The following is a 10,720-nucleotide window of genomic DNA, read 5'->3' as shown; positions in this document are numbered from 1 at the left end:
TCAAGCGCCTCCCCCACACACCACGGGACCCACCAGGCACCGCCAAGGATGTGGTGGCCGGGTTTGAGGGAGGGGGCGACCGTCGCCGTAACGACGGGGAGTTGCGGGTCCGTTCGCTCGGGGCGGGGGCGTTGACGTGGGCGTTACCCCTTGCTGGTCGGTGTCGTTGGTATGGCTCGTGCGGGCGGCGTACGTGGGGGTGGGGGTGCCACGGGTGGGTTGTGCGGGGGCACCGTGTCGCCTGATTCGAATGCGTAGGCGGAAACCCCTCTTTGGAGTGAACTCACGCCAGGTTGCCGCTCGTTCACTCTCAGTGCGTAAGGATTCCTCGGGTCGAGGCCGTCGGCGCGCGCGGTGTCCCCCATTGGCGCCGCCCGCGGCTCCATAACTCGTTGGGGGTTCCACCACCTTGAACAGCAACACCTTCCGTACGCCCGTACGCCGTTCCTCGGCCGCGCTGGCCGCCGCGGCCCTCGCCGCGGGTCCCACCGCGCTCCTCAGCGCCGGCCCCGCGCACGCCACCGGAGGGGGCGGAAAGGCGAGCGCCGTCGTGCTGCGCACCGGACTCGACGTCGGGCTGCTCAACAAGACCGTGCACGTGCCGCTGAAGGCCACCCTCAACGAGGTCCAGGCCCCGGCCAGTGCCGACAAGACCGCGCTGACCGTGACGCTGGACGGGGTCGAGCAGGGCAAGCCCGTCAGCGTGCTGCGGGCGGACGTCGCCAGTGCCACGGCCACCGCCGACCGGCGCCGTGCCGAGGGCGCGGTGAAGCTGGTCAACGCGAAGATCCACGTCCCGGGTCTGCCGCTGCTCTCGCTCATCCAGGTCGAGAAGGTCACCGCGCGCGCCCTGTGCGAGGCCGGTCGGCGTCCCGTGGCCGAGTCGAACGTGCTCGGCGCGGTCACCGTGCTCGGCAAGCGCGTCACGCTCTCCGCGGGCGGCACCACCAAGGTCGAGGTCCCCGCCGTCGGCGAGGTGCGGCTGGACCTGTCGAGCAGGGAGACCACCTCGCGGACCGCGGCCGCGACGGCGCTGAGGCTGAAGGTCTCCGTGAACCCGCTGAAGCTGAACGTGGCCGAGGTCGACGGCGAGGTCGTGCTCGCCGAGGCCACCTGCGCCACGCCCGCAGGCGGTCCGACCCCGTCGGCCACGCTGCCCGCCACCTCGGTGCCCACGCCGCCCGGGCACACCACGAAGCCCGACGTGAAGCCGCAGTCCGGCGGCACCACCGGAGGCAACCTGGCCGAGACCGGCGGCAGTTCGGCCACCCCGTACGTGGCCGGCGGCGCGCTGCTGCTGGTCGGCGTCGGCGCGGGGGCGCTGGTGCTGGGCCGCGGCGGCCGGGGCCGCGACAGCGGGGCCTGACCGGCCCGAGGGGGCGGGACCGCCGGCGGGGGGCCGGAGGTCCGGGGGGTGTCTTGCGGATCAGGCCGGATCAGGGCGCGGTGCCGGCCACGCGAGCCCGGCTCGATCCGCAAGACGCCCCCGGGGGACGTCGAGGGTGAGGGCGTCGGTACAGGGCGCCCTCACCCTTCGGCACAGCGTGCGGTCTACCGCGTCGTCAGGGTCAGCGCCTTGTCCAGGGCCTGCAGGAACCGGCCCGTCGTGGCCCGGTCGCGCACCGCCAGGCGCAGCCAGTCGGGGCCGAGCCCCGGGAACGTGTCCCCCCGCCGGGCCGCGAAGCCCAGCGTGCGCAGCCGGTCCCGTACCTCGTCCGCCCGGTCCACCCGGATCAGCACGAACGGGCCCTCGGCCGGCCGGACCGCCCGGATCTCCTCGAACTCCGCCAGCCCCGCCAGCAGGTGGTCCCGGTCCCGCGCGATCTGCCGGGCGGCCTCCTCCGCCTCCGCCAGCGCCCGCTCCGAGACGCAGGCCTCGGCCGCCACCAGCGCCGGCGTCGACACCGGCCACAGCGGCTGCGCGCGCTCCAGCAGGGCCACGGTCTCGGGGTCGGCCAGCACGTAGCCGATCCGCAGCCCCGCCAGCCCCCAGGTCTTGGTCAGGCTGCGCAGCACGACCAGCCCCGGTACGTCGGTACGGCCCGCCAGCGCCTCGCGCTCGCCCGGGACGGCGTCCATGAACGCCTCGTCCACCACCAGGAGCCGGCCCGGCCGGGCCAGTCGCACCAGGGTCTCTGCCGGGTGCAGCACGGACGTGGGGTTGGTCGGGTTGCCGACCACCACCAGGTCCGCCTCCTCGGGGACCGCCGCCGGATCCAGCCGGAAGCCGTCCTCCTCGCGCAGCAGCACCCGCTCCACCCGGTGGCCCGCGTCCAGGAGCGCCGCCTCCGGCTCGGTGAACTGCGGGTGCACCACCACCGGCCGCCGCACCGGCAGGGCCCGCGCCAGCAGCACGAACGCCTCCGCCGCGCCCGCCGTCAGCAGCACCCGCTCCACCGGCAGGCCGTGCCGCTCGGCGACCGCGGCCCGTGCCGCGCGCCCGTCGGGGTAGGCCGCCAGGGCGTCCAGGGAGGTGGCGATCTCGTGCTTGAGCCACGCGGGCGGCGTGTCCGCCCGTACGTTCACGGCCAGGTCCACCAGCCCCGCGATGCCGCGCACCTCGGCGTCCCCGTGGTGGCGCAGGTCCGGACCGGACGGCCCGGCCAGCCGGTCGCCGGCGGTGGCGACCGCGCAGGTGGCCTGCGCCGACCGCTGCTTGGGTACGAGCAGCCGGCCGCCCGCGGCGAGCGCGGCGGCCTCCGCGACCGAGGACGTGCCCACGGCCGCCAGCACGTCGTCCGAGGGGTGCGGCACCGGCACCTCGGCGAGGGTCCGGGCGTCGTAGGCCACCAGCGGTACGCCGTAGCGGGCGGCCGCGCCGACGATGCCCGCCTCCCCGGCCTTCCCCTCGACCGTGGCCAGCGCGGCCACCGCGGCGGGCGTCAGCCCGACGCCGCGCAGCGCGTCCTCGACCACTCCGCAGACCTCGTCCACGGACACGCCCCTGCGGGCACCGACACCGACAACGACCCGGGCGTCGGGCGCCCGGGATATCAAGCCGATCAAATCGAGGGTCCTCTCGAACTGTGGGGGGATCGGGTGCAGCGATGATTCCCGGATGTCAACCCGGCGGTCAACGGTGTGCCTCGCCACTCGGCCGCGCGCAGGTGCGCGAACCACCCGCAGTCGGTAAGCAGGGCCCTATGGCGGTCATCGTGGCTCTGGGCGCGTTCTTCATGACGCTGGCCGGCGGGTGGACGGCGCAGCGCGTCACCGACCGGCGCCACCTCGTGCTGGGCCTGGCGGGCGGGCTGATGCTCGGCGTGGTCGGCCTCGACCTGCTGCCGGAGGCCCTGGGGGCGGCCGGCCGGGAGGTCTTCGGGGTGCCGATCGCGCTGCTGCTGTTCGTGGCGGGGTTCCTCGTCGCCCACGTGGGGGAACGGCTGCTGGCGGTACGGCAGGCCGCGCACGGGGCGGGGGGAGAGGGCGGGCACCACCACGCCGGGCACCTCCACGGCGGGGAGGAGGACGTCGGGCACTCCCACGACCGGCTGCGCCCCGACGGGACCGCCAGGGTGCCGCAGGTGGGCCTCGCGGCCGCCGCGGCGATGGTCGGCCACAGCCTCATGGACGGGATCGCGCTCGGTGCGGCCTTCCAGGTCGGCGGCGGCATGGGCGTGGCCGTGGCCCTGGCGGTGATCACCCACGACTTCGCCGACGGCTTCAACACGTACACGCTCACGAGCATGTACGGCAACGACCGCCGCAAGGCGCTGCTCATGCTGTTCGCGGACGCGGCGGCCCCCGTACTCGGCGCCCTGTCCACCACGCTGTTCACGCTTCCGGAGGAACCCCTGGGGGCGTACCTGGGATTCTTCGGCGGGGCCCTGCTCTACCTCGCCGCCGCCGAGATCCTTCCCGAGGCCCACCACGAGCACCCCGCGCTGTCCACACTGCTGTGCACGGTCGGGGGAGTGGTGGGCATCTGGGTCGTGGTCGGCATCGCGGAGTGAGCAGGGCCGGGTCATGCCGGGGCCGCCGCCCCCGGCGGGGTACCCGCGGTCGGGGCCGCCGCCCGGGCCGCCGCCGCGACCAGGCGGTGGGCGACCGAGGGCTCGGCCGCCCAGTGCGTGTGCAGGTAGCTGGCGTGCACACCGCCCCGCACGAAGCCCTCCAGGCGCCGCTCGGGGTGCGTGAACCCCCACGCCGGACCGGTGTCCGTACCCGACGCGCCCGCACCCGGCTCGATCACCGTGCGGTGGAACTCGTGCCCGCGCAGCCGGGTGCCGGCGGCGGCGAGCGCGTTGTCCGCGAGCGCCACCGCCTCGCGGTAGCCGAGGGTGAGGCGCTCCGACATGCGGGCGTCGGCCTCCAGCACTCCGCACATGGGCTTCCCGTCGAGGGAGCGGGCCAGGTACAGCAGGCCCGCGCACTCGGCGGCCACCGGGGCGCCGCTCGCCGCGAGCTCGGCCACGGCCTTGCGCAGCGGTTCGTTGGCGGCCAGTTCGGGGGCGTAGACCTCGGGGAAGCCGCCGCCGATCACCAGCCCGCTGGTGCCGTCGGGGAGGGCCTCGTCGTGCAGCGGGTCGAAGGTGACCACCTGCGCGCCGGCCGCCGACAGCAGCTCGGTGTGCTCCGCGTACGAGAACGTGAACGCGGGGCCGCCGGCCACCGCGACGACGGGGCCCGAGCCGGGCGCCGCGGGCTCCGCGAGGGCCCCGGTGCCCGCGCGCGGGTCCGCCGCGGGCGACCACGCCTCGCACGCCAGCGGCGGCGCGGACCGCGCCAGCGCCAGGAGGGCGTCGAGGTCGCAGCCCGCCCGGACCTGCTCGGCCAGGGCCCGTACGGAGTCCGTCGCGTCGGCCCGCCGCTCGGCGACCGGGACCAGCCCGAGGTGCCGCGAGGGCGCGGCGACCTGCGGCGCCCGGCGCAGCACGCCGAGCACGGTCGCGCCCGCCTCCTCCAGCGCCTCCCGCAGCATCGCCTCGTGCCGGTCCGAGCCGACCTTGTTGAGGATCACGCCGCCGAGCCGCACCTGGGGGTCGAACGAGGCGAAGCCGTGCACCAGCGCCGCCACCGACCGGGACTGCGACGAGGCGTCGACCACCAGCACCACCGGCGCCCGCAGCAGCTTCGCCACCTGCGCCGTGGAGGCCAGCTCGCCCTGCCCGGCGGCCCCGTCGTACAGGCCCATCACGCCCTCGACCAGGGCCAGGTCGCAGCCGGAGGCACCGTGCGCGAACAGCGGGGCCACCAGGTCCGGGCCGCACATGAACGCGTCCAGGTTGCGCCCCGGCCGGCCCGTGGCCAGCGCGTGGTAGCCCGGGTCGATGTAGTCGGGCCCGGTCTTGTGCGGGGAGACCCGCAGGCCGCGCTCGGTGAACGCGGCCATCAGGCCCGTCGTGACCGTGGTCTTCCCGCTGCCGGACGAGGGCGCGGCGACGACCAGCCGCGGGACGTTCACCACTCGATGCCCTTCTGGCCCTTCTGGCCCGTGTCCATGGGGTGCTTGACCTTGGTCATCTCGGTGACCAGGTCCGCGAACTCCACCAGCTTCTCGGGCGCGTTGCGGCCCGTGATGACCACGTGCTGCTGCCCGGGACGGTTGCGGAGCACCTCGATGACCTCGTCGGTGTCGATCCACCCCCAGTGCAGCGGGTAGGCGAACTCGTCCAGCACGTACAGCCGGTGGGTCTCGGCGGCCAGGTCGCGCTTGACCTGCTCCCAGCCCTCGCGCGCGGCCTGCTCGTTGTCGAGCTGGGCGTCGCGCTGCACCCAGGACCAGCCCTCGCCCATCTTGTGCCAGACGACGGAGCCGCCCTTGCCCGTCTCGCCGAGGGCCTTGAGCGCGTTCTCCTCGCCCACCTTCCACTTGGCCGACTTGACGAACTGGAACACCCCGATCGGCCAGCCCTGGTTCCAGGCGCGCAGCGCCAGGCCGAAGGCGGCCGTCGACTTGCCCTTGCCGGGGCCGGTGTGCACGAACACGAGCGGACGGTTGCGGCGCTGACGTGTCGTCAGACCGTCGTCGGGGATGACGGTCGGCTGTCCCTGGGGCATTACGCGGCCTTCCTGGTGCTGTAGTGGTCGGTGGTGGTGCGTACGTCCTTCACGAGGCCCGCGATCGAGTCGGCCCGCAGCCCGTCGAGGGTCACGGCCGGCCCGCCGAGGTCGACGGCGAGTCGCTCGGCCAGGCCCAGCCGCACCGGACCGGACTCGCAGTCCACGACCACGGAGGCGGTGCCGCCGCCCGCGAGGAGCCGGGCCGCGCGCGCGGCCGTCGCCAGCGCGTCCGGTCCCGCGGTGGCCCGCCCGTCGGTGACGACCACCAGCAGGGGCCGCCGCGAGGGGTCCCGCAGCCGTTCGACGCGCAGCACCTCGTGCGCCTTGAGGAGCCCGGCGGCGAGCGGGGTGCGCCCGCCGGTGGGCAGCTTCTCCAGCCGGGCCGCGGCCGCGTCCACGGAGGAGGTGGGCGGCAGGGCCAGGTCGGCTGAGCTGCCCCGGAAGGTGATCAGGCCGACCTTGTCCCGCCGCTGGTAGGCGTCCAGCAGCAGCGAGAGGACGGCCCCCTTGACGGCGCTCATGCGCTGCCGCGCGGCCATCGAGCCCGAGGCGTCCACGACGAACAGCACGAGGTTGCCCTCCCGGCCCTCGCGCACGGCCTGGCGCAGGTCGTCCCGGCGCACCACCAGCCCGGGGCCGGACCGGCCGCGGGCCCGCTGGTGCGGGGCGGCGGCCTGCACCGTGGCGGCCAGGTGCAGCTTCGTCAGGTGGCCGCGCGGACGCTGCGCGGCGGTGGTGCGGCCGTGCGCCGTACGGGCCCGCGAGCGCCGGCCCGCCGCGCCCTCGCCCAGGCCGGGCACGCTCAGCGTGCGGGCGCGGAAGGGCTCCCCGGCCCGTACGGCCGCCTGCTCCGGCACCTCGGCCGCGGGGGCCGCGGCGGGCTCGGACTCGGGCTCGGACTCGGGGCCGGGCTGGGGCGCGGACTCGGGGCCGGGCTCGGCCGCGGGCGGCTCGGCGGCGCGGTCGTCCGCGGGGCCCGGGCCCTGTGGCGGCACGCCGCCGTCGTCGGGTCCGTCCGGGCCGTCCCCGCCGTCGGGCCCGTCGGAGCCGTCACCCGGCCCCTGCGGCTCCGGATCGGGCTCCGGTTCCGGCTCGTCGTCCGGGAAGCCGTCCAGGATCCGGTCGAGCTTCTCCTCGTCCAGACCCGGTGCGTCGAAGGGGTTGCGCCGCCGCCGGTGCGGCAGGGCCAGCAGCGCCGCCTGCCGGACGTCCTCCTTGCGCACCGCCGTCCGACCGGCCCACGCGGCCAGGGCCACGGCGGTGCGGGCCATCACGATGTCGGCGCGCATACCGTCCACCTCGAAGCCGGCGCACACGGCCGCGATCTGCAGCAGCACGCCGTCACCCAGTGCCACCGAGGGCACCAGCGCACGGGCCGCGACCACCCGGTCGCGCAGCTCGGCCTCCGCCCCCGACCAGCGGGCCGCGAAGGCCGCGGGGTCGGCGTCGTACGCGAGCCGGCGCCGGACCACCTCGACCCGCTGCCGGGGCTCGCGCGAGGCCGCGACCTCGACGGTCAGCCCGAACCGGTCCAGCAGCTGCGGCCGCAGCTCGCCCTCCTCGGGGTTCATGGTGCCCACGAGCAGGAACCGGGCCGCGTGCCGCACCGACACGCCCTCGCGCTCCACGTACGACGCGCCCATCGCGGCCGCGTCCAGCAGGAGGTCGATCAGGTGGTCGTGCAGGAGGTTGACCTCGTCGACGTACAGGATCCCGCGGTGCGCGTCGGCCAGCAGGCCCGGCTCGAAGGCCTTCACGCCCTCGGCCAGCGCCCGTTCGATGTCCAGCGCGCCCACCAGCCGGTCCTCGGAGGCGCCGACGGGCAGCTCCACCATCCGCGCCGCCCGGTCGGTGACCGCTGCGGCCGCGTCGTCCTCGTGCGGCCCGTCCGGGCAGCCCGGGTCGGGCTGCCCGGGATCACAGCTGAACCGGCAGCCCGCGACCACCGGCACCGGCGGCAGCAGGGCCGACAGGGCGCGCACCGCGGTGGACTTGGCCGTGCCCTTCTCGCCGCGGACGAGCACGCCGCCCACCGCCGGGCTCACCGCGTTCAGCAGCAGGGCGAGCCGCAGGTCGTCCATCCCGACGACGGCCGTGAAGGGGTACTGCGTGGTCTGGACGGTCATGCGGGCGCCCCCGGAGCGATGAACGGGAGGCCGGCCGGAGCGCCGGCCTCGATGAGCCGCAGCAGCGCGGCGGTGTCGGCGTGTTCCTCGATCAGGTCGCCCAGCAGGTCCAGCTGCTCCTCGCGCAGCGTCCCGAAGGACGTGTCCGGCGCCGGTACGAACCGGCGGCCCGCGGCGGCGGCGACCTCGCGCAGGAACGCCCGCCGGAAGCCGTCGGACTCCAGCGAGCCGTGCCAGTGGGTGCCCCACACCGAGCCCACCCGGCAGCCGTCCAGGAAGGGCTCGCCGCCGCGCACGTCCGCGACGCCGTGGTGGATCTCGTACCCCTCGACCGGTTCGCCGAGGGCCGTGCCGGAGGGCCGGGCCAGGGTCTTCTCCCGCTCGAAGCGGATCCGTACGGGCAGCAGCCCGAGACCGTCGACCGAGCCGGCCTTCGACTCGACCTCGTCCTCGATGTGCTCGCCCAGCGCCTGGAACCCGCCGCAGATGCCCAGCACCGGCCGCCCCTCGGCGGCCCGCCGCACCAGGGCGTCGGCCAGCCCGCGCTCGCGCAGCCAGGCCAGGGCCTTCACCGTGCCGCGGGTGCCCGGTACGACGGCCAGATCGGCGTCCGCCAGCTCCTCCGGCCGGTCCACGAACCGCACGACCACGCCCGGCTCGGCGGCCAGCGCGTCGACGTCGGTGAAGTTCGACATCAGCGGCACCGCGCACACAGCGACCCGCAGCACGTCCTCGCCCACCGGCGGGGCCACCACCGACTCGCGCACCGCGCCGCGCAGCGAGACCCGCAGGCCGTCCTCCTCGTCGATGCCCAGACCGTGCTGGAAGGGCAGGACGCCGTACGTCGACCGGCCGGTGAGTCCGCGCAGCATCTCCAGCCCCGGCTCCAGCAGGGAGACGTCGCCGCGGAACTTGTTGACCAGGTAGCCGGCCACCAGCTCCTGGTCGGCCGCGCTCAGCAGGGCGGTGGTGCCGAAGAACGAGGCGAAGACCCCGCCCCTGTCGATGTCGCCGACCACGACGACGGGGAAGCGGGCGGCGCGCGCGATGCCCATGTTGACGATGTCGGTGCGCCGCAGGTTGATCTCGGCCGGACTGCCGGCCCCTTCGCAGATCACGGCGTCGTACATGCCCCGAAGCCGGGCCAGGCAGTCCGTCACCACGCCGAGCAGCTGCTCCTGGCGGCCGCCGTGGTAGCCGCGGGCGCTCATCTCGCCCACCGGCTTGCCCAGCAGCACGACCTGGCTGCTGCGGTCGCCGCCCGGCTTGAGGAGCACCGGGTTCATCAGCGCGGTGGGCTCGACGCGGGCCGCCTGGGCCTGCATGGCCTGGGCGCGGCCGATCTCGGCGCCCTCGCGGGTGACGAAGGAGTTCAGGGACATGTTCTGCGCCTTGAAGGGCGCGACCTTGACGCCCTTGCGGGCCAGCCAGCGGCAGATGCCCGCCGTGACCACGCTCTTCCCGGCGTCCGAGGTGGTGCCGGCGACCAGCAGTCCGCCGCCGGCCCGTGCGCCGCCGCTCATCCGCGCGCCGCCTTCCGTGTCGTGACCGTACGTACGAGGGACCGGGGTCCCGGGGTCGGGCGCCGGGGGGCCCGGCGTCCGCCGGCCCGGGGTACCGGGCTCCGCGCGGCCAGCGCCCGGGCCGCCACGCAGGCGCCCAGCGCGATCCAGGTGACCTGCCGGGACAGCCGGACGGCCCGCTCGATGTCGGGCACGGCCACCGGGCGGGCGTCGCCGTTGAGCACGGCGCGGTGCTCGGTCCGGCCGGCGTAGGACAGGGTGCCGCCCATGCGGACGCCCAGCGCGCCGGCGAAGGCGGACTCCACGGGTCCGGCGTTGGGGCTCGGATGCCTGGCGGCGTCCTGCCGCCAGGCCCGGACCGCCCCCCGACGGTCCGGGCCCGCCAGCACGGCCGCGGCGGCCGTCAGGCGGGCGCCGGGCCAGCCCGCGAGGTCGTCGAGGCGGGCCGAGGCCCAGCCGTAGCGGAGGTAGCGGGGGGACCTGTGGCCGACCATCGCGTCCAGGGTGTTCACGGCCCGGAAGGCGACCAGCCCGGGTACGCCGGCCAGGGCGCCCCAGACCAGGGCGCCGACCACGGCGTCGGAGGTGTTCTCGGCGACCGACTCCACGACGGCCCGGGCGATCTCCTGCTCGTCCAGGTGCTGCGGGTCGCGACCGCACAGGTGGGGGAGGCGCTCCCGGGCGACGTCGGCGTCCCCGGCGGCCAGTGCCCCGCCGATGGCGCGGGCCTCGCGGGCCAGGGAGGTGCCGCCCACGACGGCCCAGGTGGCGGCGGCGGTCAGGGCGATCCGGGCGGGGGCCGGGCGGGAGCGCACGGCGCGGGCGGCGAGCACGCCGAGCGCGGCGGCGCCGCCGGCGCAGACGAGGGTGTGCACGGCTCCGAGGCCCCGGTGGTCGCGCCACAGGGCGCGCTCCACGGCGGCCGCGGCCCGTCCGAAAGCTGCGACGGGATGCCCGCGGCGCGGATCGCCCAGGATCCGGTCGCCGATCAGGCCCACCGCCGCGCCGTACGCGAACACGCGATCGGCACGCATGGCAGGTATGTCCTCACTCAGGGTCCGCGCCCTG

At 76.1% G+C, this 10,720-nt stretch carries 8 protein-coding genes; 2 read left to right on the top strand and 6 right to left on the bottom strand.

Annotation, left to right across the window (positions count from 1 at the left end; genetic code table 11):
* The first annotated feature begins 409 nt into the window (after positions 1-409).
* Entirely contained in the window at positions 410-1,366 is a 957-nt protein-coding gene (locus IF43_RS0121745) for an SCO1860 family LAETG-anchored protein (protein WP_030203227.1), read from the top strand.
* Positions 1,367-1,551: 185 nt separating this feature from the next.
* Here IF43_RS0121745 and cobC read toward each other — a convergent pair whose 3' ends face one another.
* Positions 1,552-2,994: an Rv2231c family pyridoxal phosphate-dependent protein CobC gene (gene cobC, locus IF43_RS0121740; RefSeq protein ID WP_078910346.1), complete on the bottom strand. Its 1,443-nt coding sequence runs from the start codon at positions 2,992-2,994 to the stop codon at positions 1,552-1,554.
* A 149-nt stretch (positions 2,995-3,143) separates the two neighbouring features.
* Between cobC and IF43_RS0121735 the strand changes: the two genes are divergently transcribed.
* Entirely contained in the window at positions 3,144-3,953 is an 810-nt protein-coding gene (locus IF43_RS0121735) for a ZIP family metal transporter (RefSeq protein ID WP_030203225.1), read from the top strand.
* An 11-nt stretch (positions 3,954-3,964) separates the two neighbouring features.
* Here IF43_RS0121735 and IF43_RS0121730 read toward each other — a convergent pair whose 3' ends face one another.
* The 5 genes from IF43_RS0121730 to IF43_RS0121710 are packed head-to-tail and all read right to left on the bottom strand — an operon-like array spanning position 3,965 to position 10,686.
* On the bottom strand, positions 3,965-5,407 hold the full coding sequence (locus IF43_RS0121730; RefSeq protein WP_037889451.1) for a cobyrinate a,c-diamide synthase: 1,443 nt from the start codon (positions 5,405-5,407) through the stop codon (positions 3,965-3,967).
* Positions 5,401-6,000 carry a cob(I)yrinic acid a,c-diamide adenosyltransferase gene (cobO, locus tag IF43_RS0121725; protein ID WP_030203223.1) on the bottom strand — a complete coding sequence of 200 codons (600 nt, stop codon included), beginning with the start codon at positions 5,998-6,000 and terminating at the stop codon, positions 5,401-5,403. Before cobO ends, IF43_RS0121730 begins: the two co-directional genes overlap by 7 nt.
* Positions 6,000-8,129: a putative cobaltochelatase gene (locus tag IF43_RS0121720; RefSeq protein ID WP_030203222.1), complete on the bottom strand. Its 2,130-nt coding sequence runs from the start codon at positions 8,127-8,129 to the stop codon at positions 6,000-6,002. The genes cobO and IF43_RS0121720 overlap by 1 nt, the downstream gene beginning before the upstream one ends.
* Positions 8,126-9,652 carry a cobyric acid synthase gene (locus tag IF43_RS0121715; protein WP_030203221.1) on the bottom strand — a complete coding sequence of 509 codons (1,527 nt, stop codon included), beginning with the start codon at positions 9,650-9,652 and terminating at the stop codon, positions 8,126-8,128. Before IF43_RS0121715 ends, IF43_RS0121720 begins: the two co-directional genes overlap by 4 nt.
* Positions 9,649-10,686 carry a cobalamin biosynthesis protein gene (locus IF43_RS0121710; protein WP_078910343.1) on the bottom strand — a complete coding sequence of 346 codons (1,038 nt, stop codon included), beginning with the start codon at positions 10,684-10,686 and terminating at the stop codon, positions 9,649-9,651. The genes IF43_RS0121715 and IF43_RS0121710 overlap by 4 nt, the downstream gene beginning before the upstream one ends.
* Between the last annotated feature and the right edge of the window lie 34 nt (positions 10,687-10,720).

The sequence above is a fragment of the Streptomyces sp. NRRL S-87 genome (genome assembly GCF_000719335.1).
Taxonomy (GTDB): Bacteria; Actinomycetota; Actinomycetes; order Streptomycetales; family Streptomycetaceae; genus Streptomyces.
The sequence above is the reverse complement of the archived record's forward strand: the minus strand, read 5'-3'. Positions and strand labels throughout refer to the sequence as shown.